Below are 23,006 nucleotides of genomic sequence, written 5' to 3'. Positions count from 1 at the left end.
ATTCCTAATGAACTTTTACATTAAATAAGAAGCGTATGAAACGCCGAATAAGCAGCGGATTTACATTAATAGAACTTATTATTGTGGTCGTCATTATTGGAATACTGACGGTTTCTGTTGCGCCTCGCTTTTTTACCGGAGACGGCTCAACCAATGTTGCAACGGTGCATGCCCAAGCTTTAAGCATGCTGCGCCTGCAACAACAGCGAGCTATGCAAGACACGGCGTTTCGGTGCTATGGTGTTTTAACTGGAGCTAGTATTCAACGCACAGCGTCTTCGAATACGAGTATTTGCGACGTTGTAGCAGTATCCGAAGGTGCAATTGACCTAAGTGCTGTGTCTTTTACTGTAACTTCGGGGCCGACCAGCGGCTTCTTATTTAACGGGCTTGGATGTCCGGTGTCTTTGGCACACGAAAGTTCAATAGAGGCGTGTGGCTCTAGCTCGATACAATGGGAATTTGCGTCTGGAGGCAGTACACGGTACGTATGTATACAGTCACAAGGCTATATACGTTCAGGGGTGTGTTGACGTAGAATAGGCGTTATATTCATGTTGCGTGTTTATCATGCTTGCGCTTTTTGCCTTCAACAAATAGCATAGGCATACACTGTACTGAATTAATTCAGAAAATGACCGGAAAATAATGATGATGCGAATGGCTCGATTGGCACTGGCAGTGGTAACAACACTAGCCTGGGTTTCGGCGGCGAACGCAGACGAAGCCTCAGTGAACGAAATTCAGTCTCAGATAGAACGCTTACAAGCGCAATATCAGAGCTCAGAACAACAAGAACAAGCTTTGCGCAATGAAGAGCGTGAAATGCGAACTCAACTTGAAGCCCTGCGTACGCGGAGTGAAGAGTTAGAGCAAGCGCGACGCGTCGCTTTAGCGGAAATGAACGAGCGCTATCAGCTCGTGGTAACCGACCCAAATACAGACATCTCTAGCGCTGTTGCGGCTTATCAAGAAGCTGTTGATGCACATCAACAAAACCTGAATCGTATTCGCGAGCAGGTGACAAGCTTGTCTCAGAAGCAGGAAGAAATTCAACAGAACAGCATGAGCCGTCACGCTTTAGTGAACCGCTTGGAAAGCTATGAAGAGCAATTAGAGTTCGCTCGTGTTGAAAGAATCCGTAACGAATTTAACCGCGTTGGAAGCATCGACGCGCAGCAGTCGTTAACGTGTGCTCGTACCGACACCATTCAAGCATGTGAAGAGCGTGGCAAGCAATTAGCTAGACAACGCGCTTCTCGTGAGTTTACCAACAACTTGTTTGCTAGCCTTTCAGAGTCTGAAATTGCGGTACAAAACCGTGAAGCTAGTGGCGCAAGCGTGCGTGTTTTAGGTGCTCGCGTGGTGAACTCTGGCTTTAGCGGTCAGGGCGAATACAGCGTTAACCTACGCGTAGAGCTTGAAGGTCAGCTAAACGGCAACCAAGCATGCACACTTTTACAAATCGATTCTCGTTATTGCAGCGACGGTACTAACCGCACCGCTGAAAATGCTGAAGCAGCCGCTGGTGATGATGGCGTGTTGTACCAGTTAACCGTACGTTCAAATGTGTACGACGACGAGGTTTTTATTAATGGTGTCAGTTACGGCTCCACTCCGCTGCAACTCATGCTACCAGCGGGGGAACATGACATCGTAGTAAGCAAGCATGGTTTTGAGGGAGACTCTCAACGCGTAAGCTTACGGGAAGCCAAAACATTAAGATTTGAATTAGCACGCTCTAACAACGTGTTTACTACCGGCGAGCGCATCCAAGATGCGCTTTATGGTGAAGCTAAAGGTCCAGACCTAGTTATCGTGCCAGCAGGCCGTGCTCAGGTAGGCGACCAAACCGGTGAAGGCCGTGCCAACGAACAGCCTGTGCGCTCTGTACTGATTGGCGAAATGTTCGGTATGGGTGTTTTCCCAGTCACTGTTGAACAGTTCCGTGATTTCGTTGCGGCAACAGAATATGTCACCGAAGCTGAAATGGCTCGCGGTTGTGCAGCAATTAATGGCGAAGGCCGCAGCGAATGGAGCGCAGATCGTAATTGGCGTAATCCAGGGTTCGAACAAAACGGTAACGCACCTGTTGTGTGTGTAAGTTACAACGACGCGCTTGAGTATGTAGCGTGGTTAAGCAGCACTACCGGTAATGAATATCGTTTGCCAACTGAAGCGCAATGGGAATATTCAGCAAAAGCAAGCACCGATACTAACTATTGGTGGGGTAACAGCATTGGCGTAGGCCGTGCAAATTGCCGTACCTGTGGTGGCCAGTTTGCCAATGTTAAACCGTCTCCGGTGGGCTCATTTCCTGCAAACAGCTGGGGTATTTACGATACCGTAGGTAATGTTTGGGAATGGACTGCTGACGAACGTTCAGGAGCGCCTGTATTGAAAGGCGGAGCGTTCAATTTTGCAGCAAGTTTAGCGAGAGCTGCGGCAAGGTTGGAAATGCCAGCTGATTTTCGCGGTAACTACGTGGGTATGAGAGTTATAAGAACTCCGTAAACGCGCTTGCTCACAAACCCGCACCTTGCTAAAGTTAGCGGGTTTTTCCGATCAGAATAATTATGGGATCCCTTCAGTATGTTCAAGAAGTTGCGCGGCTTGTTTTCAAATGACCTATCTATCGATTTAGGTACAGCCAACACCCTTATCTACGTTAAAGATAAAGGCATCGTGTTGAACGAGCCGTCAGTAGTAGCGATTCGTCAAGATCGCACTGGGGGAACCAAGAGTGTTGCGGCTGTCGGCCATGAAGCGAAGCTGATGCTAGGTCGTACGCCAGGTAACATTAAAGCAATTCGTCCAATGAAAGACGGTGTAATTGCAGATTTCCACGTTACCGAAAAAATGCTCCAAACCTTCATTAAAAAGGTTCATGACAACAACTTCTTAAGACCAAGCCCAATGGTACTTGTATGTGTACCTTATGGTGCTACTCAGGTTGAACGCCGTGCTATTCGTGAGTCTGCGTTGGGTGCTGGCGCTCGTCGCGTAGTACTTATCGAAGAGCCAATGGCAGCAGCTATTGGTGCCGACTTGCCGGTTTCTGAGCCAACAGGTTCAATGGTTGTCGACATCGGTGGTGGTACAACTGAAGTCGCTATTATCTCTTTGAACGGCGTGGTTTACTCTTCTTCAGTTCGCATTGGTGGCGACAAGTTTGACGAAGCAATTATTAGTTATGTTCGTCGTAAGTTCGGCTCACTTATTGGTGACGCTACAGCAGAACGCATTAAGCAAGAAATTGGTACTGCGTATGCCAGCGACGAATTACGTGAAATTGAAGTGCGCGGCCGTAACCTTGCTGAAGGTGTACCTCGCTCGTTCACACTCACCAGCAATGAAATTTTAGAAGCACTTAAAGAACCACTGGCTGGTATCGTAAGTGCAGTTCGTGTTGCTCTCGAGCAATCACCTCCTGAATTGGCTTCAGACATTTCAGAGCGCGGTATGGTACTTACCGGTGGTGGCGCGTTATTGCGTGACCTAGACCGCTTACTCATGGAAAAAACAGGTATTCCGGTCATCGTTGCAGACGACCCATTAACCTGTGTGGCTCGCGGTGGTGGTAAAGCTCTAGAACTTATCGACCAACACGGCGGTGACCTGTTTAGCGAAGATTAAAAGAGCGACCTGTGACTCCTTTATTTATTCGAACGGTTTCCCTAAGGTTCAGATTAACGCTAGCCCTGTTGCTAGCGTTTTTGCTTTTAGTTTTAGACCACCGTCTTTCCGTAATGGAGCCAACACGGGCTGTTTTAAACTCGATTATTAGCCCCATTCAGTATTTGGCGGTTGTACCTGAACAGCTGCTCTCACGCCTCGACCAAAACCTACAAAGCCGCAAAAATCTGCGTCAAGAAAATGAAACGTTGAAGCTGGATATGCTCGAGATGCAAGGGCAAATGCAACGCTATCAATTTTTAGTGCGCGAAAATGAACGACTACGCAATTTATTAGCCTCGGAAGCTCGAGAAGACAGTTTACGCATGGTGGCGGAAGTTATCGCGGTCGACTCGAATAACTTTTCTCATCAAGTTGTGGTGAACAAAGGTAGTGCGCACGGAGTGTTTATCGGACAGCCCGTACTCGACGATCAAGGTGTAGTGGGGCAAGTGATTAGCGTCGGCGTGTCTACCGCACGTATTTTACTGATTTCCGATCAAAACCACGCGCTACCTACCCGAAGCGCGCGCAGCGGTATACGTGTTGTGGTACAGGGTATCGGTGAAACCAGCGAGCTTGATGTTATGCACGTGCCGCATTCAAGCGACTTGGCTGAAGGTGATTTGTTGCTGTCATCTGGTCTTGGTGGGGTATTCCCGGAAGGTTATCCAGTAGCTCGAATTGTTACCATCGACCGAGACGACTCTTTACCTTTTGCACGCGTTTCCGCAAGGCCTATTGCACACTTAGACCGTATCCGGATGTTATTACTTGTATGGCAAGCCGGCGGTGAGCAACAACCGGTATTTAATCCGATACAAGAGTATCGTGAGCGCTTAGAGGGTGCGCCTGAGTCTGAAGGGACCAACCCAGAAACAGAGGAGACTGCAGGCGAATGATAGAAACTAGCAGCTCTATGGGCCAGCGCTTTGTGATTTTTATGACCTTTGTGGTGGCGCTCGTTCTAGCCACCATGCCCATGTCGTTTTGGGCGGCAGCCATTCGACCCGACTGGCCGTTATTGGTTTTGCTTTATTGGGTGATTGCGCTTCCTCATCGCGTGAGCATTGGCATCGCGTTTATACTGGGTATCAGTGTCGACATTCTTATCGGTTCAAGCTTTGGGATTCACGCCGGCGCGTATGCTCTAGTTAGCTACAGCGCAGCCCGTCATTACCAAAGAATACGAAACTTCTCGCTATTACAGCAGTCTTTATTAATGGCTGCTTTAGTTGCGGTTGAGCGAATTATTGTTTTCCTAATTGAATATTACCTCAACGACGCGCAGTTCTTTGGTCAGTATTTCTGGCCTGTACTTAGCTCCGCTATTTTGTGGCCGTGGTTGTTTCTGATTCTTAGAAAGGTTCGCCGTCGATTCCAAATGATATGAGTAAGTTATGTCTTGCCTCGGCGTCTCCAAGGCGCCGAGAGTTATTGTCTATGTTACCGGTTTCTTTTGATGTTCAGCCGGTCAATATAGAAGAAAAGCGCAAGCCCAATGAGGCTGCGGCAGACTATGTACAACGCCTAGCGCTTGAAAAAGCGGATGCTGGGCTGCAGCGTTTTAGTGAGTTTAATGCCTTTCTGGGCTCCGACACTATTGTCACTTTAGGCGACGAAGTATTTGAAAAGCCGGAAAACTTCGACCATTTTTACTCTATGATGCAGTCACTTTCAGGCGTTCAGCACGAAGTAATGACCGCCGTTGCAGTGGTCAAAAGAGCAAAACGCGAAACCTTCAGTTGCACTGTGCCAACCCAAGTTGAATTTCGTAAGCTGAGCGAAGCAGATATTCAATGGTATTGGAACACCAAAGAGCCTTTAGACAAAGCCGGCGGATACGGCATACAAGGTTTAGGTGGCCGATTCATTAAACGTATTTCAGGTAGCTATAGCGCGGTTGTAGGTCTGCCTTTGTGTGAAACCGAGTCGCTATTGGCAAAAGCCGAATTACTGGAGTTGTAACCATGACAGCAGAAGTACTTGTCAACGTAACCCCAAGCGAAACCCGCGTGGTTGTCGTGGAAAACGGCATTTTGCAAGAAGTTCATATTGAACGAGAAGCAAAGCGTGGTCTGGTGGGTAACATTTATGTAGGCAAGGTTAGCCGTGTATTACCGGGAATGCAGGCTGCATTCGTGGATATTGGTTTAGACAAAGCGGCATTTCTTCACGCGTCTGATATTTTGCAGCCGGTGACGTCACAGACGGGATCGCAAAACGACGGCCCGGCACACAAAGACATTACTGAACTGGTGTCTCAAGGCCAGTTTATTATGGTGCAGGTGGTGAAAGATCCTTTAGGCACAAAAGGTGCCCGATTAACCACAGAAATTACCATTCCCTCTCGTTATTTGGTGCTCATGCCACGCTCTGAACATGTGGGGGTGTCGCAGCGCATTGAAAACGACGAAGAGCGCGAACGCCTCAAAGGTTTAACCGAAAGTTTGTCTGACGATGAAGTGGGCTTCATTGTGCGCACGGCAGCCGAAAGTGTGCAAGAAGACGAACTCAAGCAAGACGCAGAGTTTCTTCGCCGAGTATGGAAAAAGGTGAGAGAGCGCAGACAACGTAAGTCGAAAGGTGGTGTGTTGTACCAAGACCTGAACCTAGCTTCTCGGGTGTTAAGAGACATGGTGGGCGTAGAGGTAGAACGCATTCGCGTGGACTCTAAGTTAGCGCATCAGCAACTTGTCGACTTTGTTGAGGAATTTATTCCCGAAGTGGTTAACCGTGTTGAGCTGTACGAAGGCGAGCGTCCTATTTTCGACCTGTTTGACGTAGAAAATGAAATTCAGCGAGCGCTAGATCGTCGGGTAACGTTAAAGTCGGGTGGAAGTTTGATTATCGACCAAACGGAAGCCATGACCACTATTGATATTAATACGGGTGCTTTTGTAGGTCATCGCAACCTAGAAGAAACCATTTTTAATACCAACGTAGAGGCAACTCAGGCTATTGCGCGGCAACTGCGCTTACGCAACTTGGGCGGCATTATTATTGTTGACTTCATTGATATGCAAAATGCCGATCATAAGCGTCGAGTTTTGCATAGCTTAGAGCAAGCGTTAGCGAAAGACCGCGCGCGTACCAGCATTAGCGGCTTTACCTCTCTAGGCTTAGTGGAAGTTACCCGCAAGCGCACCCGTGAAAGCTTAGAACATGTGTTGTCGTCAGAGTGTCCAGTGTGTAAAGGGCGCGGCACCATGAAAACGGTGGAAACCGTTTGCTATGAAATTATGCGCGAGATTGTGCGTGTACACCGTGCTTACGATGCCGACAAATTTGTGGTGTATGTTTCTGCAATGGTCGCCGAACGCTTATTGAATGAAGAGTCGCATGCCTTAGCAGAACTAGAAGTATTCGTTGGTAAGCAGATCAAAATTCAAACTGAATCGTTGTATCACCAAGAGCAGTTTGACGTGGTGATGATGTAGTGAAAATTACCCGTGCCTTAGCTTATGCCATCAATAAACTTTGGCTGACTGTAGCAGTATTGCTGGTTACGGCCGCAATATTGCTGTCTATTGCCCGCATCGCACTACCTTATGCAGACCGATATAAGTCGGAAATTGAAGCATTAGTCCTTTCCCAATATGGCCAGCCCGTAGACATCGGCGAGCTTTCCGCTACATGGTCGATGAATGGCCCCGCATTGGTGCTTAAAGACGTTCAGTTATTGAATGAGAACTCAGAGCAAATCAGTTTTACTTTAGGTGAAACTCGAGCACGCCTAAATTTTTGGGACAGCTTGTTAGGCTGGCATATTGTTTTTGATGACTTCGAATTGGTGAGTGTTGAGTTAGACATATACCGACACAGCGAAGGCGAACTGCCGGCATTGCCGCTATTAGAAGCTATCGAACGATTGTTGTTCGAGCAGTTAACCCAGTTTAGCGTAGAGCAGAGCCTCATTAGGCTGCATGACCAGCAAGGCGGTGTGCGCACAATTTCGATACAAGACTTAAGTTGGCTGAACCGAAATGGACGTCGCCAGGGCGTTGGTCGTTTCAATATACCAAACGTAACCGCTAATCACTTAGACTTCATTATCGACTTGAACTCGAGCGTCGGAGAGCCGCTCGCGGGAAGTATGTATGTAGAGGCAAGTCACCTCGACATTTCTCCGTGGATTACCCAGTTAACGCACACTGCAGAAATTCAAAAAGCGGAATTTAACTTACGCGGTTGGTTAGACTTCGCCGACGGTCAGTTTACCCAAGGGCAAGTTCACTTCGACGAGAACAGGTTAGAGTGGGTTCGTGGCGAAAGTGAGCATGTACTTACTACCAGCCCGACAACTTGGTTGTTGTCACCACAGGTAGACGGTTGGTTAATGAATTCCAACCCTATGTTTATTCGTTTAGACCAAGAAAATTGGCCTGTAGACACGGTAGCCTGGGAATACCTAAATGGTACGCATACCTGGAACGTGAGCAACTTAGAAATTCCTAATGCCAGCCCTGTTTGGGGACTCTTTGGTTCTCCTGGGGAGGAAATGAGTGCTTGGTCTGAGGGTATTCAGCCCACCGGTGACATTCATGAAATTCAGTTGCGCCTTACGCAAGAACAACAATGGCAATTTTATTTGTTAGCAGACGATTTAAGCTGGCAACCTCATCGCGGTATCCCAGGGGTAGACGGATTAAAGTTTGAATTTTGGAGTGAGCGAAACCAAGGACGCTTCGAAATTTCCGGTGAGCAGGTCATGCTCAGTTCGCCCAGTACTTTCGCTTCTGATCAATTACTCAAGAGCTTACGTTGGGAAGGCTTTTGGAGTCGCAACGAAGAAGGCTGGACCGTGCGACTACCCAATGCACGTTTCAACTTACCAGACGCAGCTATAGTACAAAGCTTACGTGTGGAAGGCGGGAAGAACCGTAGCCCTCATGTCGAGTGGTCTGTGAGTAGCGGTGAAGAATCGCTAAACACCTTAGACGGATTAAGCCTTTTACCATTGCAACTTGGCCAAGGAGTAAGTGATTACTTACAGGGCGCAATGCGTTCAGGCAATGTCGAAAACTTGCGTATGCTGTGGCGAGGTGCGTTAAACGATTTCCCTTATCGTGGTGGTTCTGGTGTATTTCAGGCAAGCGCGCAGCTTTATGATTTAGAGTTCCGCTTCTCACCGAACTGGCCTACGCTTCGTACAGAAACGGCAACTATTTCCTATCAGAATGAAGAGCTATCGATTTCCACGCCAGCAGCAATGCTCGCGGAAGTAGAAATGAGCAATGTTGTTACACGTATTCCGGAAATATCACAGCCTGAACGACAATTGATAATTAGCGCCGAAACCCAGGAAAACCCTGCCACGCTACAGCAACTTTTTGCACAATCTCCGCTTGCGAATTCTGTAGGTGCAGCCATGGAACAAGTTGTTGGCTCGGCGCCGGTTACGGGCGCATTTACGCTAACGATACCTTTGGCAGATCCGCAAAATACGCAAGTTGAAGGGTATGCGAATATCGTAAGCCAAGATGTCTTCATTCAACCCATCAATACTGAGTTTACAGGCGTTTCGGGTCGACTTGAATTTACCAAGGACACACTAAGCTTTGCAGCGAGTCGAGTAGGTTGGAAGGGCTTGCTGTTCAATGTCGAGGTCACCGGACAGGGGAGCGAGACTGACTCCTCCGCAGGGCAATATCAACTGACTATTGCTATGGATTCGCTATGGAATTCAACGCGGTTGGTGAACTCTCTTAATTTAGACGCTCTAGCGCCCATGGTACGCGGCGACGTGCGTTCCAGTGGCGAGCTAACATTAACCTTTAACGGCGAAGGTGTGCTTTACGACGGCTTATTCCGCTCTGATTTAACCCCTGTGGAGAGTGATTTACCCGAACCATTCCTGAAGGCCCCGGGAGAAATTTGGTTCTGGGAAACAACGCTTTCGGGGAATTTAGATGGCTTGCGATTAACCACGGGCGTTGAAGATCATTTTCAGTTTGATGCAAGTAAAGTTACTGGCGTTGAAGGCTTTAATGCCGCTACTTTGCAGCTCGGTGAAACCAGTGACGCAGTAGAATTAGCCACAGGTGAGAGCCAATTAGCGGTGGAGCTAGCGTCTTTCGACATAGAAGCTTGGCAACCTTTAAGCACATTGAAAACTGACGGGGAAGAGAGCGAGAGAGCCGCTTTCATTCCTGCTTTAAGTTCCATATCCGCGAATATAGATGAAGTTAACGTTGTAGGACTGCCGTTTCATGAAGTAAGCATTAACTTACAGCGAGCTGACAACCTGTGGCAGGGAAGAATCGACGCCACCGAAACACGCATTGAGGTGGACTATGCCGAGCATAGTGACTCAGTTCGGTTAACAGCAGACTTCTTAGAGCTGAGTGGAAAAGAGATTCTCGGTGAGCGTTCACCAGAAGAGCCAACGCAAGAACAGCAAGAGCAACAAGAAAGTAGCGTTGGTGAAACCAAGTCAGCGTGGCTCAACTCTTTGCCTCCTTTCGAGTTTATTTGCCGTATATGCAGATATAACGGCAATGACTTTGGTCGCGTAACTTTAGGTTTCGATCCTCGCATCGAAGACGGGCAGTTACGCCATTTGCGTATACTCAAAAGCGGAGCGCGTGTTGAGTTAACCGGCGGTTGGATAGAAACCGATGGCGAAGTTTACAGCAACCTAGAAGGCGAGTTTGAAACGTCGAATATTAGTGCGTTATTGCAACAATGGGGTTTCGACTCAGTAGTGCGCGACGCGGCTATGGAAGTAGAAAGTACCTTGATATGGGAAGGTGGCTTACTCGACTTCAATATGCAATCGTTGGACGGTAGCACGCGCTATAACATGGAATCGGGTTATCTACGTGATGTCGACGATGGCGGCGCACGATTGTTCTCGGTACTTAGCTTAGACAGTTTAGTACGTAAGCTTACGTTAGATTTTCGTGACATTTTTGCCCGGGGTATGTTCTTTAATAGCTTTGCCGGAAACCTAGAAATTGTCGATGGTGTGTTTACCACCAACAACAGCACCATGTTAGGCTCGGCAGGTGACTTAGAAATACAAGGTTCGACCGACTGGAATACGCAGCTTATCGACTACAAGCTAAGTTACACACCAAAAGTAACTTCGAGTTTACCGGTGTTGTTAGCCTGGATGGTGAATCCGCCAAGTGGCATTGCAGCCTTGCTTATCGACAGGGTGTTACACGACGCAAAGGTTATATCGCGCCTTGAATATCGTATGACGGGTACGGTACAAAACCCTGAAGTGAATGAAGTTCGACGTGATTCAACCGAGGTTGAGTTACCGGAAGAAGCCATACAAGAGCTCGAGCAGTTACAAGAGTCTTCAGAAGCTCAAGGCGATAGTACGAATGAAAATTCTCCAGAAGAAGCCGGCGGAGCCGCAGAAGATGAAAGCACAGCCGCAGAAGGAGAGACTAATGAAGAATCAAACGAAGAAGGAAACGGCGGTAATGGCGAATAAGCCATGCATTACGTTACTTCAATGGACTTCTTTAGCCAGTTGGCAAGACAACCAGCAGAAGCTCATGGAGTTTATAGAGAAACTTCCCGAGTGCAGACCTCAATTGGTTATTCTTCCCGAAATGTTCGCGCAATTTGGCGCAGGCGAAAAGCGCCAAGGCGCATTAGCGGAACCGTATGGGAACGGGCCGATTCAAACTTGGCTGGCAGAAGTTGCCAAGCAACATAATATTTGGATTCTCGCAGGAACAATGCCCATACAAGCAGGTGAAAGGTATGCTGCTGCATCCATACTTTTCAATGCGCAAGGCGAGCAAGTAACGCGTTATGACAAAATACACTTGTTCGATGCTTCCGTAGACGACGGAACAAAAACCTACCAAGAGTCGAAGTTTACCCGACCGGGAAATGAAATTACCGTAATCGAAACGCCTTGGGGGAGTTTAGGGCTAGCTGTATGTTACGATCTTCGCTTTCCTGGCATGTTTCAGGCGTTACGGCAGCAGGGCGCGGACATTATTACCCTGCCTTCAGCCTTTACTAAGGTGACAGGCAACGCCCATTGGGAAGCATTGATTAGAGCCCGCGCTATTGAAAACCAAGTGTATATGCTGGCGCCCAACCAAACCGGAAAACATGCGGACAATCGAGAAACCTGGGGACATTCTATGGTGGTCGACCCATGGGGCTCGGTAGTAGAACAATTAGGCAGTGAGGAAGGTATGCTCACTGTAGAGTTAGATTTAGAACCTGTACGCAGCATTCGCGAAAAAATGCCTGTTGTGCAGCACAATCGATTTGAGGTGAATTTCGTTGAGTATGCACCAGCAAGTAAGTGATGTTTTGCTAAGCGCAAACCAAATAGACGAAGCCGTGTTACAGCAGGGCTTAGACACCATGTATTCGGGCTCACTAGACTTTGCCGACATTTATTTGCAGCAAAGCGTACATGAAATGTGGGCACTCGAAGACGGCATTGTAAAAAGTGGTAGCTATACCATTGAGTCTGGCTTAGGTGTTCGTGCTGTTGTAGGTGAGAAAACCGGTTTTGCCTATGCCGACAGTATTTCCGCACAGTCATTACAAGACTCGGCAAGAGCCGCGCGTGGTATTACCGACGTAGGTCAGTCGAAGAAAACTAAGATTCTTAGCGCCTCAGAAACGAAGCCGCTTTATATTCCAGACGACCCGCTGAGAAGTTTGTCGGAAGCGAAGAAAATTGAAATGCTTCAACAAATGGACAAACAAGCACGTAAGCTAGACCCGCGCATTTGCGAAGTGTCGGTAAGCCTTACTGGTGTTTGGGAGCATATTCTCGTGGCGGCGACAGACGGCACGTTAGCCTCTGACATTCGTCCACTTGTGCGCCTTAATATTACCGTACTGGCAGAACAAGACGGTCGCCGTGAGCGCGGCAGTGCCGGCGGTGGTGGTCGTGTAAACTACCAATACTTTGCCGACCCAGAAGTAGGGCAGAAGCCACGCTATATCGCGTATGTTGAACAAGCCGTTCGCCAAGCATTAATTATGTTAGAGGCAAAACCAGCACCTGCAGGCGCTATGCCGGTAGTGTTAGGTGCAGGTTGGCCTGGTGTGTTGCTGCATGAAGCGGTGGGTCATGGTTTAGAGGGTGACTTCAACCGTAAAGGCGCTTCTGCTTATGCCGGTAAAATGGGTGAGCAAGTAGCAGCGAAAGGTTGCACCATTGTCGACGACGGCACCATTTTAAATCGCCGTGGTTCGTTGTCGGTAGACGACGAAGGCACCCCTTCAGGTTACAACACGCTAATCGAAGACGGGCGCCTGGTGGGTTACATGCAAGACAAAATGAATGCCCGTTTAATGGGCGTAAACCCAACGGGAAATGGCCGTCGTGAGTCTTATGCTCATTTACCCATGCCACGCATGACCAACACGTACATGCTGGGCGGGGACTATGAGCGCGACGAAATCATAGCGTCGGTGAAACAAGGTATTTATGCGCCACAGTTTTCTGGCGGTCAGGTCGACATTACCTCGGGCAAGTTTGTGTTTAGTGCTTCAGAGGCTTACCTCATTGAAGACGGTAAAATTACCGCGCCAATTAAAGGTGCGACACTGATTGGTAATGGGCCAGAGTCGATGCGCCAAGTGTCGATGATAGGTAATGACTTAGATTTAGACACAGGTATTGGTGTGTGTGGCAAAGATGGCCAAAGCGTACCTGTGGGTGTCGGGCAGCCAACGCTCAAAATTGACATGATGACCGTTGGCGGCACTGAGTAAGGTGCTGAGTAAGTATTTAAGGTTTAGAAACTTCCCTTAAATATTTGAAGAGTTCGCGGTAAGCAGCGGGTGGTTTGTTCTGCTCTTTTTGCTTTGCCGCAGTGCGCACGAGCTGGCGCATGTGTTGACGGTCGGCGTGAGGATATTCGTCGATAAACGCTTGAATGGCCTCGTCACCTTGTTCAAGTATACGGTCACGCCATTGCTCTAACGCATGAAAGTGTTTTTGTTCGTGCAGATGCGCATTTTCCTTCTCGGCGATAGCGTCGAGAATAGGTTGCGGATCGTCGTTACGTAAAACTTTGCCAATGTATTGAATTTGGCGTTTAAAACCAACGTGCTTATTACGGATTTTTTTCGCGAGTTTTACCGCCTCTAGCAATTCGTCGCTAAGCGGTAATTCAGCAAGCTGGTTTGGGGTAAGGTCTACAAGCTTGCGCCCTAAGTCAGTAATGGCCAGCACTTCACGCTTTCGGTCTGATTTGCTGGTATATAACTCGTCGTCTTCAATGTCCATGATGTGTCCGCACGTAGGTAATACGAAATAAAAATGAATTTTAGCAGTTTAATGGCTAAGTAGTAAGGAGGCAGTGTTGTCTAGTCGCGCCCAGTTACAAGAAGAAGTAGAACGTTCACAACAGGCGGTTGCAGAAGCGTTGAGCCAAGCTAAGAAGTTAGGCGCTAGTGCTGCTGAGTGTGCGTTGAATTTTAGCCAAGGGTTGTCGGTTTCGTCGCGCTTAGGTGAAGTGGAAACCGTTGAGTTTAACCAAGACGGCGGTTTGGGTATCAGCGTTTATCGTGGTCAAAGAAAGGGTAACGCCAGTACTGCCGATCTTTCACCAAAAGCTATCGCGGCAGCAGTAGAAAAAGCCTGTGAAATTGCCAAATGGACAGAAGCGGATCAATACGCCGGGCTTGCCCCAAAAGAGCTGATGGCTACAGACATTCCAGACCTAGAGTTGTTCTACGAGGCGAACCAAACTCCAGAATATGCAACCGAGCAGGCGTTAACCTGTGAACGCGCAATGCTCGACATGGACGAGCGCATTGTGAATTCTGACGGTGCCAGCTACAGCACGCATTGCGGCTTTAGAATGTACGGCAATACGCACGGGTTTACGGGGCACTATTTAAGTTCTCGCCAAAGTTTAAGCTGCATGCCTATTGCCAAAGAAGGCGAGCGTATGGAGCGGGACTATGCTTACACGCTAGCGCGCAATCCGGAACTATTGGCGTCACCACAAAGTGTAGCGGCTGAAGCTGTTCAGTCTACGGTAAGCCGACTTGGTGCAAGAAAGCTGAAAACGATGAATGCGCCGGTTATTTTCCACCGCGACGTAGCGCACGGTTTATTTGGCCACTTTGTGAGTGCCATTAGCGGCGGTAATTTGTATCGCAAAACCAGCTTCTTGCTAGACCATTTGAACGAGCAAGTATTCCCAGAGTGGCTCAATATTCATGAAAACCCGCTGTTAAAAGGTGGTTTGGCGTCGACTGCATTCGACCACGAAGGTTTGCAAACTGTAGAGCGTGACATTGTTTCGGGCGGTAAGCTCAACACATACTTGCTCACCAGCTACGCAGCACGCCGCATGAACATGAACCCAACTGGCCACGCTGGTGGTATTCATAACTGGCAAATTGGAACCGGTGACTTAAGCTTTGACGCGATGTTGAAGGAAATGGGCACGGGTTTGGTGGTTACGGAACTGATGGGTCAAGGTATTAACATGGTTACGGGTGACTATAGCCGTGGTGCGAGTGGCTTCTGGGTTGAAAACGGCGAGATTCAGTTCCCGGTTACGGAAGTGACAATTGCGGGTAATTTAAGAGATATGTTCAAGCAGATTACGGCGATTGGCAACGACATAGACAAGCGCCATGCTGTGCAGTCGGGTTCGATTTGGATTGATAATATGAAGATTGCTGGGGAGTAGGATTTGGCTGTAGGTTAGGTAGGTATCGAGTCACGTACGGACCGCTGTGCGGTCTGCACGGTGATGGTTAAAGGTGCTAGGCATCTGATCACGTTTCAACGGCTAACCGATGAGGCTTGCGAGAATCTGCCGCAGGGACGCCGTGAACCCATCCATGGGGGCTTCTCTTCGACGTCCCTGTCTCAGAGACCCTGCGGTCAGAAACCTCGCAATCCTCTGATATCGGTCAGCCGTTGCATCAAACAACATCAACACAAAGAAAAAGTCACAGCACAAGCAAAGTGCATCGAGCACTTCACTTGCGCATGTGTGCCGGACATCAAGCTAGGGAGTCTGTACGGACCGCTGTGCGGTCTCCACGGTGACGGTTACACCAGACTTGCCCCAACCCAACCAATCTTGTAAGTTAGTGCTTAAATAATAAACGCGCGCCGATGGAGTATGGCAAGCGAATAGCAGTTGAACAATCTACTGCAAAGAACCAGCTCAGATAGTTTCCTCATGGAAGAGCCTTTCTTACTTTTCGCTTTTGTATGCCTGTTTTGCTCTCTTTGAAGCGTATTCTTGCGCTCGGTTTATCGTGAGAATCGATCACCATACATAGGTTTTATGATTGTTCATCGTGGAAAATGAGCATGCTTGTTATTGTGCATGCGCATGTATCGGAGATATGAGGCACGCTTAGTATTAAAATGTTAGCACTCAAGGAGCTACATCAATGAAACATACCCAAAAAGAAATAAGCCAAATCTGGGATAAAGTGAAGAACAATAAATATGCAGGTTCTTCAGCTGAACACCAGCCGGTGATATGCAGCGACGATGACGCGGAGCAATGTATTAGCATTCCGAACTCAGAGGGTACCGACCGAGAAGTTTATTCACGCAAAAACGAAGAGGAAGAATGGAAAGTCGTACCATATGTAGGTGAACGTCACGCATTAAACTGGAGTTAACTTCTTACAAGGCCTAGCGCGGCTATACGGTATCAGAAAGGAAAGGTAATGGCACAGTTGGACAAGCTTGCTCAAATAATCACTCGGCGAAAAGCAAAAAAATTATCTGAGTTAAATTCGGGAATCCTAGCGATCATAGGTTCAGGATCATTTCTTATAGCGGGTTATTGGGGGCTTATGCTGTCGACAGTCGTCCCAGATATGGTGAAAGCGACAAATGAGCATGGTCTCCCTCCGCTGGCAATTGGGATATGGCTGCTCTTGGGCGGGTATTCGGCTATTGTATGGTATTTTGGCTGCATCGCCTCACGTTGCCATTCTTTATTATACGAGCGTTGGTTCAAGTGATCTGCTGTGCTAACAATCGCAGGCATGGCGACGCCTTTTCCATTGCGGCTTCGCCTCCATTCCAAAGCCGCGCATGCTGCGGGCGTTAGCGGTCAAAGGAAAGATAGTGCCTAAACGTAAAAATGAAAAGAGTTTAATTCCACTATTAGCTGTCGTAGGCATCTTAGCTGCGCCATTAATATTCATACTTGGCATTGTTGTTGGTAGCCAGATTCAGTTAGCCAACATTCTGACTGCAGATTCGTTGTCTTCATGGGTTAGTGCTGTAGCTACAGTTGCTATAGCAGTATTGACGTTTGTGCTTGCGAAAGAAACTTGGTATCTACGAGAGGCTCAAATTGAGCAAGTCAACGAACTTCGGGTGCAGAGTATTCGGCCTAACGTGGCCGTAAAATTTTTCAGCAGCAAAATATCATTCAATTTGATGATGCTCGAGATTAGCAACCTTGGTAAAGGAATTGCTCGAAATGTTCGATTTAGATTCTATGACAGAAATAATAACGAAATTGAAGGATCTCAGAATTCTATTGTTGATGAGTTCCTGAAGTTGCACGCTATATCTAAAGGCCTGCATTCACTTGGAATTAATCAAAAGTTTGAGAGCTTTTTATTTAGTTTTTTAGAGGTGAAAGGCAAAGTCGATGGCGAGGATGTTTTTTCAACATATTTCAAGATTTTAACATCTTATGAGGATGTTGAAGGAAACTCATATTCTGATGAATTAATCATAGATTTCAAAGAGTTTGAGGGTGTGATAGAAGTCGGAGGTGGTGACCCTCTTCATAAAATTTCTGGAGACATTAAAAAACTCAGAGAGCAAGTTGAAAGGATGACAAAATCACCCTCAAAGCGGCTCCATGTGAACACATATTCATCTGAAGATAGAGAACTGGAAAGAGAAGAGCACCAGAAATGGTTAGAAGAAATGAAAGCAAAACGTGAGCAAGCAACTGCTAACAAGAAAAGTCAGGCGGACAACTGACGCGACCGCTGCTTTAAGGGCGTTAGCAGTCTGGAGAATATATGGACTTATTTGAAAGCTTCTTAGTTGGATCAGCTTCTACAATTGTTGGCGGTATCGTTTTAGCCGTATTCTTCTTTTGGATGCGTGAAAAATGTTTTGGAGATGCTGATGTAACGGGGAAGTGGCACTTCAATATGATTACGGAAAGAACAGCATACAACCCATATAAAGGCATGGAACTGCGTTACGTTTGTGTTGTTTGGCGAGAGGGTAATAACCTTTGCGGTTCTGTTGAAAAAGTCTACGAAATATCTAGAACAGGTGAACGTGAATACGTAGGAAAAAATCGCTCAAGAGGCAAATTGACTGGTGCATATGAGAAAAATTATTTCAGCAAAGACCGAGTTCATATTCATATTAGTGAACAGGGCACTGGGCGCGAGTCAACTAACTACTTCACGTTGACTGTAAATAAACCGTTGTTATCTGGTAAATTCAGCTCCTTTATAGCAGATCAAGAAGGGGGCTCCATTTGGCAAAGAGAACCGTTTTAAGGCTAGTGTATTTGTTATTTTCGCTCCCGATGATTGCCGCAGCGCTCTTATGCTACTTGTTTAATTTTGGAAACGTCCGCTTTTATTACAAACAATGTATTAATGCCGCTCGTAAAAACAATAAAATGTATTCACAAGAACTAATTCAATGCCTTTACTTTGGCGAAGATAAACGAGGTCAAAGCCATTTTGGTGTAGATTATATAGGCGTTTTTAGAGCAATTTTGGCTATTACAAAAGGTCAGCTCCAAGGAGCTAGTACCATTGAGCAACAGTTTGTACGCACTGCTATTGGGCGCTATGAAAGAACTCTGACAAGGAAGTTGCTTGAGCAATTACTTGCCCATTTAGTTTGTTTAAGGCTTACGAAGCTCCAAATTGCCGAGAGCTACCTGTCTATTGCCTTCTTTGGTACGCACATGCAAGGAGTAACCTCGCTATGTGACCGATTGGCCTTTAAGTCTTATGATTTAAGTTTTTATGCTGGTGTTGTTGCAAGGCTCAAATACCCGCAACCGAAAATGGAATCTCAAGCTTGGGCTGCAAAACACCTCAATAGAACAGAATGGATCATGCGCCAATACGATTCTGCTAACATGTCGTTCAAGAATGACAAAAAACGCTTGGCGTTTTTTGCATCTTAACTCAGCGTTACGTGTCTTAGGCAGTCAAGGAGATATAGATGTTTCTATCACTATTAGGAATTACTTTTTTAGTTTCGTTGGTCGTATGTTTCATCGTAGCGAAATTATTTGCGAAACCAATAGATGGAATTTTGGAGAGAATTGTAGCCAACGACATAGCCTACGCATGGACTAAGTACCTGAAATTTGCGATCTATGTAGTTGGTATATCTGGCGGTGTGCGGATTCACTACTTAGAAAATTTTCTACGCGATCCAACAGAGCACTTTACACCTCCGGTTCTTAGTACAGATCGTTGGGTTTTGGAAATCTACCGTACGATCATAGAATCTTTGCAATCTATAGCCTGGATGTTATTGGTATTCTTTATATTCGCACTAATTGCATACGTTATAGTTCGGGCATTTGAGCTACGTGCAAAAAACAAGGCGCAATCCAATGCAGAGAGGTCCACTTAACTAGGATCTGCACAACGCGGCTGTACCGTTCAGACAGCTTAAACGTTGCTTCGGCTGCCCTTGTGTACGGCGTTAACTCTAAGAGGTTTTATGGCATCAATTTATGACAAGCCAGTCCGCACCCTTATGCATGAGATGGTGTCTGACATAGATTTGAAACCGGATACTGTGATTTCGCGTGATCGAGTCCGTTCTTGGTTTAAGGAAAACTATCCAAAAATAAAAGACGGAACGATCGCCGCCCATCTGCTTCGAATGTCGGTCAACTCGAAAAGCCGGGTACATTACGGGGCGAAACCGGGAGAGGATGACCTCTTCTTTCAAGTCGACCCCAAACATTTTCGTCTCTATAGGCGTCAGAATGACCCAGCACCAATTTACCCAGGGGATGATGTTGAACAGTCTATAAAGGGGGAAGTTGAAGAGCTAGCAGAGGAAGGTAGCCCAGAATTTGCGTATGAAAAGGACCTGCAGAATTATCTCGCGAGGAACCTTCACCTTATAGAGTCAGGACTCACACTGTTCGAAGATGAAGGGATCAATGGCTTAGAGTTTCCTGTAGGTGGAAGGTTTATCGATATACTGGGCACGGATTCTGATGGCAACTACGTGGTCATAGAGTTAAAAGTATCTAAAGGCTACGACAGGGTTGTAGGTCAATTACTGCGCTACATGGCCTGGATAAGGAAAAATCAGACAGAATCTGGGCAGTCGGTTCGAGGCATTATTGTTGCACGGCATATCTCGGAGGATTTGCTACTTGCTTGTTCTGGAGTAGAAGGAGTGCAACTGTTTGAATATGAGCTATCCGTCAGTCTGTGTGAGGCTCGACTTGAGTAAGAATTTAACCATACGTATCAAACCAATGTCTTTTTCTCCGTCTAGCTGTGCAAACGTCACCCGGCGAGCTTATTGTTAACGCTAAGTCATGAAAACTACGAAGCAGCAGAGCACTCATCAGTGATGAAAACAAATATATACGCAAGGTTATTAAAGTACAGAAAAGACGGCTTTACGCTCGCGGGCCAGTACAAAAGGCACCTGCCTTTAATTCTATTTCGCTTACTGAGCATACTTCTGGTAGTTTTTAGCGATTTGTTTTTGCCTCAGGTATTCCCTACTGAAATTAAGTTTCTGTTTATAGGACTTGTCGTGGGTTCTCAGGTTCAAGAAATCATTTGGATTTATAAGCACTTTAAAACGTGGAATTTGTTAGTCGACACTACTGACTGGGATAAAGTTGAAGCTAAAAGTCGCTGTGAGTAATCGCTTATTAATACATCCACATTATGTTTAGTATTCCCCTCCACCAACTTGTCGTAAGCGACCTCATCCCGTAAGATTACAAAATAATAACAACAGCAAAAAGATGGAACTTAAGCGTAGCGATGATGATAAACGCGAGTTCGCTTATTTTACTTAAGGAAGAGCCTACCTCGTTATTCCTATTCTCCTCCTTTTAGCCTGTCTTTTTAGCAAAATCAGCTTTGGAAATTTGTTTTTAGGGGAATCGAATGGATTTAAATATCATCCTTTCTATCACTGTAATTCTTAGTGGTGGATATTGTATCTTGGCATTCATACCAGCTACGGGAATCAAAATTTTTCCTAAGCTTCACGACGAAGATGCTAGCGCGAGCCAAAGACTATCTATTTTGGTTACGGGGATTTTGTCTATTGGCTTTGGCTTATACAGCTTGTTTATTAACCCTGTGTTGTCGTTTGCTTAGTCCAAAGACCGGTGGCAGCAAATTATTAAGTTCAGCAACAAGTTTTAAATTGCATTGTAATGTATACGGTTTTATTGATTTGGAAAGGAGAATCAAATTGAGACTTGTCTTAGTTTTATTTCTGGTCTTTGCCTCGACGAGCTTGATGGCGAGTGAGTTAGCTACTAGGGAGCAGATATCAAATAGGGTCAACGCTCTTTTTCATTCGGGTGAATATGAACAGTTGAGTAATTTGGGAAACGAATTCATAGACACAGAAGCAAGAACTTCGAGTGGTCTTTGGAAGCTCAGGCTCTTCTATGTCAGTCTTTATGGAATTTCCAACCGAAATATTCCTGATCTCGATTATTGGAATAACTTAAAGTCCGAGATGAAAGAGTGGACTGAGATGGAGCCAGACTCTAGTGTCGCTCATCTCGCGTATGTAGAGACACTAATTGCGCAAGCTTGGATGTATAGGAGACATACCGTCCGTGATGAGGACCGGGTGCTATTTGACCAAAATATCGAAGAGGCCAGACTCTACTTGTTGGAGCATGAGTCTATGAAGAGCCGCGATCCACATTGGTTTCATAGAATGATTGACGTTGCACGAGCCCAAAGTTGGGAGGAGTCGAGATTTAATGCATTGATCGATGAAGCATTTACGCAGCATCCTGCATACTATCCTATTTACTTTAGCGCTCTAAGATACCTCCTTCCAAATTGGCACGGCTCCGCAGAAAAAATTGAGAATTTTGCTAATTATGCTGTCGAAAAATCCGAAGAGTCTGAAGGGTATGGTTTGTACGCAAGAATATATTGGGTTGCATACAGTGATCATTACAGCTTTAACCTTTTCTCGCACTCCGATATTAGTTGGGAGAAAATGAAGTCAGGTATTGATGATGTTCTTCAAGATTACCCGGACCAATGGAACATCAATTACTTTGCGTTGTTCTCGTGTTTAGCAGGTGACAGAGAAGAAACCCTTAGGTTAATGAACATGATTGAAGGCAGACCTATTATTGATGCATGGAGAACGGGATTTAATTATAGTCGCTGTGCAGAGTGGAGCGCTGTAGAGGACCCCGCAATTTAAAACCAACGGAGATATTTTACATGGAAAATAGAGAATACGCCGGCTTCTGGATACGGTTTGGAGCTGTGATCATTGATGCGGTCGTCATCTTCATCGTTTTGACCATTCCTTTGAGGTTGATATATGGGCAGCAATACTTTGTTGGAGACGAGCTCATTTACGGCTTCTGGGATGTAGTCCTCGGCTATATAGTTCCATTTATAGCAACAATCTGGTTTTGGGTTCGGTATTTGGGGACCCCTGGTAAAATGGCTACACGATTAGAAATTGTGGATGCCAAGACGGGGAAAAAGATGAGTACCCTTCAAGCTGTTGCTAGGTATTTCGCTTATATCGTTTCGATCCTTTCGTTTGGTTTAGGCTTTATATGGGTAGGTATCGATCACAAAAAGCGCGGATGGCACGATATGCTCGTTGGTACAGTCGTTATTCGCAATACTCAGAAAGCGCCTGTAGAGTTCGATGAGAGTGAAGAGAACTCAGGATCTGAATTGGATAGAGCTCTAGAGCGTTAATATAAAACTGAAAAGTGCCCTGATATCGGGGCACAACCTCCTAAACTAAAACCTTTAACCATCCCGTGGAGACCGCACAGCGGTCCGTACAAGCCCTATGAACGGATGCCTAGCACCTTTAACCACATGGGGACGGGCTGAAGCCAGTCCCCAGCCTAAGCTTCTTCGTCAAACCTATCTTGAATCAGCTGTTCAATCGCATCTAAGGCAGCTTCAGCGTCGTTACCCTCAGCCGTAACGTTGATGTCTTTACCTTGTTGACTTGCTAGCAGCATAAGCCCCATAACGCTCGAAGCATCCACCTTCTGGCCGTTCTGCTCAATCGTTACGGTAGCTTCGAATTGGTTACTTAACTTGGCTAACTTAGTTGCTGCACGCGCATGTAAACCCAACTTGTTTCTTATGGTCATGACGCGATCAAGCTTAGCCAT

Annotated in this window: 23 protein-coding genes; 21 read left to right on the top strand and 2 right to left on the bottom strand. The window is 46.5% G+C overall.

Annotated features, from left to right (window positions below; genetic code table 11):
• Positions 1 to 35: 35 nt before the first annotated feature.
• The 10 genes from EYQ95_RS27155 to tldD all read left to right on the top strand — a co-directional run bounded on the left by EYQ95_RS27155 (position 36) and on the right by tldD (position 13,389).
• Positions 36 to 533: a prepilin-type N-terminal cleavage/methylation domain-containing protein gene (locus EYQ95_RS27155; RefSeq protein ID WP_111915255.1), complete on the top strand. Its 498-nt coding sequence runs from the start codon at positions 36 to 38 to the stop codon at positions 531 to 533.
• 199 nt (positions 534 to 732) lie between these two features.
• Positions 733 to 2,514 carry an SUMF1/EgtB/PvdO family nonheme iron enzyme gene (locus EYQ95_RS07390; protein ID WP_207916266.1) on the top strand — a complete coding sequence of 594 codons (1,782 nt, stop codon included), beginning with the start codon at positions 733 to 735 and terminating at the stop codon, positions 2,512 to 2,514.
• 78 nt (positions 2,515 to 2,592) lie between these two features.
• Positions 2,593 to 3,636, top strand: coding sequence for a rod shape-determining protein (locus EYQ95_RS07385; RefSeq protein WP_111915254.1), 1,044 nt, complete (start codon positions 2,593 to 2,595; stop codon positions 3,634 to 3,636).
• Between the two features lie 11 nt (positions 3,637 to 3,647).
• Entirely contained in the window at positions 3,648 to 4,577 is a 930-nt protein-coding gene (mreC, locus tag EYQ95_RS07380; protein ID WP_111915253.1) for a rod shape-determining protein MreC, read from the top strand.
• A complete protein-coding gene (gene mreD, locus EYQ95_RS07375; protein ID WP_207916264.1) occupies positions 4,574 to 5,068 on the top strand; it encodes a rod shape-determining protein MreD in 495 nt (164 codons plus the stop codon). The genes mreC and mreD overlap by 4 nt, the downstream gene beginning before the upstream one ends.
• Positions 5,065 to 5,643, top strand: coding sequence for a nucleoside triphosphate pyrophosphatase (locus tag EYQ95_RS07370; protein ID WP_111915252.1), 579 nt, complete (start codon positions 5,065 to 5,067; stop codon positions 5,641 to 5,643). Before mreD ends, EYQ95_RS07370 begins: the two co-directional genes overlap by 4 nt.
• A 2-nt stretch (positions 5,644 to 5,645) precedes the next feature.
• Positions 5,646 to 7,115, top strand: a complete 1,470-nt coding sequence (rng, locus tag EYQ95_RS07365) for a ribonuclease G (RefSeq protein ID WP_111915251.1) — start codon at positions 5,646 to 5,648, stop codon at positions 7,113 to 7,115.
• Positions 7,115 to 11,125, top strand: coding sequence for a YhdP family protein (locus tag EYQ95_RS07360; RefSeq protein WP_111915250.1), 4,011 nt, complete (start codon positions 7,115 to 7,117; stop codon positions 11,123 to 11,125). Before rng ends, EYQ95_RS07360 begins: the two co-directional genes overlap by 1 nt.
• On the top strand, positions 11,082 to 11,963 hold the full coding sequence (locus EYQ95_RS07355) for a carbon-nitrogen hydrolase family protein (RefSeq protein WP_207916262.1): 882 nt from the start codon (positions 11,082 to 11,084) through the stop codon (positions 11,961 to 11,963). Before EYQ95_RS07360 ends, EYQ95_RS07355 begins: the two co-directional genes overlap by 44 nt.
• Positions 11,944 to 13,389, top strand: coding sequence for a metalloprotease TldD (gene tldD / locus EYQ95_RS07350; RefSeq protein ID WP_111915248.1), 1,446 nt, complete (start codon positions 11,944 to 11,946; stop codon positions 13,387 to 13,389). Before EYQ95_RS07355 ends, tldD begins: the two co-directional genes overlap by 20 nt.
• A gap of 16 nt (positions 13,390 to 13,405) precedes the next feature.
• Here the strand turns inward: tldD and yjgA are convergent, their stop codons facing one another.
• On the bottom strand, positions 13,406 to 13,906 hold the full coding sequence (gene yjgA, locus EYQ95_RS07345; RefSeq protein ID WP_111915247.1) for a ribosome biogenesis factor YjgA: 501 nt from the start codon (positions 13,904 to 13,906) through the stop codon (positions 13,406 to 13,408).
• Positions 13,907 to 13,982: 76 nt separating this feature from the next.
• Here yjgA and pmbA point away from each other — a divergent pair, with 76 nt between their 5' ends.
• The 11 genes from pmbA to EYQ95_RS07290 all read left to right on the top strand — a co-directional run bounded on the left by pmbA (position 13,983) and on the right by EYQ95_RS07290 (position 22,575).
• Positions 13,983 to 15,326 carry a metalloprotease PmbA gene (gene pmbA, locus EYQ95_RS07340; RefSeq protein ID WP_207916260.1) on the top strand — a complete coding sequence of 448 codons (1,344 nt, stop codon included), beginning with the start codon at positions 13,983 to 13,985 and terminating at the stop codon, positions 15,324 to 15,326.
• Between the two features lie 718 nt (positions 15,327 to 16,044).
• The gene (locus EYQ95_RS07335; RefSeq protein WP_111915245.1) at positions 16,045 to 16,281 is read left to right on the top strand and encodes a hypothetical protein; all 237 of its coding nucleotides are present in this window, start codon (positions 16,045 to 16,047) and stop codon (positions 16,279 to 16,281) included.
• A 48-nt stretch (positions 16,282 to 16,329) separates the two neighbouring features.
• Positions 16,330 to 16,629, top strand: coding sequence for a hypothetical protein (locus EYQ95_RS07330; RefSeq protein WP_111915244.1), 300 nt, complete (start codon positions 16,330 to 16,332; stop codon positions 16,627 to 16,629).
• 106 nt (positions 16,630 to 16,735) lie between these two features.
• Positions 16,736 to 17,611 (top strand): hypothetical protein, encoded by an 876-nt coding sequence (locus tag EYQ95_RS07325; RefSeq protein ID WP_111915243.1) that lies wholly within the window; start codon positions 16,736 to 16,738, stop codon positions 17,609 to 17,611.
• 41 nt (positions 17,612 to 17,652) lie between these two features.
• Complete coding sequence (locus tag EYQ95_RS07320; protein ID WP_111915242.1) at positions 17,653 to 18,147, top strand: hypothetical protein; 495 nt, start codon at positions 17,653 to 17,655, stop codon at positions 18,145 to 18,147.
• 11 nt (positions 18,148 to 18,158) lie between these two features.
• A complete protein-coding gene (locus EYQ95_RS07315; RefSeq protein WP_126266346.1) occupies positions 18,159 to 18,791 on the top strand; it encodes a transglycosylase domain-containing protein in 633 nt (210 codons plus the stop codon).
• Between the two features lie 38 nt (positions 18,792 to 18,829).
• Positions 18,830 to 19,249, top strand: a complete 420-nt coding sequence (locus EYQ95_RS07310) for a hypothetical protein (protein WP_111915240.1) — start codon at positions 18,830 to 18,832, stop codon at positions 19,247 to 19,249.
• A gap of 90 nt (positions 19,250 to 19,339) precedes the next feature.
• On the top strand, positions 19,340 to 20,089 hold the full coding sequence (locus tag EYQ95_RS07305) for an endonuclease NucS domain-containing protein (RefSeq protein WP_111915239.1): 750 nt from the start codon (positions 19,340 to 19,342) through the stop codon (positions 20,087 to 20,089).
• A 674-nt stretch (positions 20,090 to 20,763) separates the two neighbouring features.
• Positions 20,764 to 20,979: a hypothetical protein gene (locus tag EYQ95_RS07300; protein WP_111915237.1), complete on the top strand. Its 216-nt coding sequence runs from the start codon at positions 20,764 to 20,766 to the stop codon at positions 20,977 to 20,979.
• A 97-nt stretch (positions 20,980 to 21,076) separates the two neighbouring features.
• Complete coding sequence (locus EYQ95_RS07295) at positions 21,077 to 22,060, top strand: hypothetical protein (RefSeq protein WP_111915236.1); 984 nt, start codon at positions 21,077 to 21,079, stop codon at positions 22,058 to 22,060.
• Positions 22,061 to 22,080: 20 nt separating this feature from the next.
• Entirely contained in the window at positions 22,081 to 22,575 is a 495-nt protein-coding gene (locus EYQ95_RS07290; RefSeq protein WP_111915235.1) for an RDD family protein, read from the top strand.
• A gap of 155 nt (positions 22,576 to 22,730) precedes the next feature.
• Here the strand turns inward: EYQ95_RS07290 and EYQ95_RS07285 are convergent, their stop codons facing one another.
• On the bottom strand, positions 22,731 to 23,006 hold the full coding sequence (locus EYQ95_RS07285) for an HPr family phosphocarrier protein (RefSeq protein WP_111915234.1): 276 nt from the start codon (positions 23,004 to 23,006) through the stop codon (positions 22,731 to 22,733).

Source organism: Lysobacter sp. N42, assembly GCF_004344885.1.
This window is presented reverse-complemented; position numbering and strand designations above follow the sequence as displayed.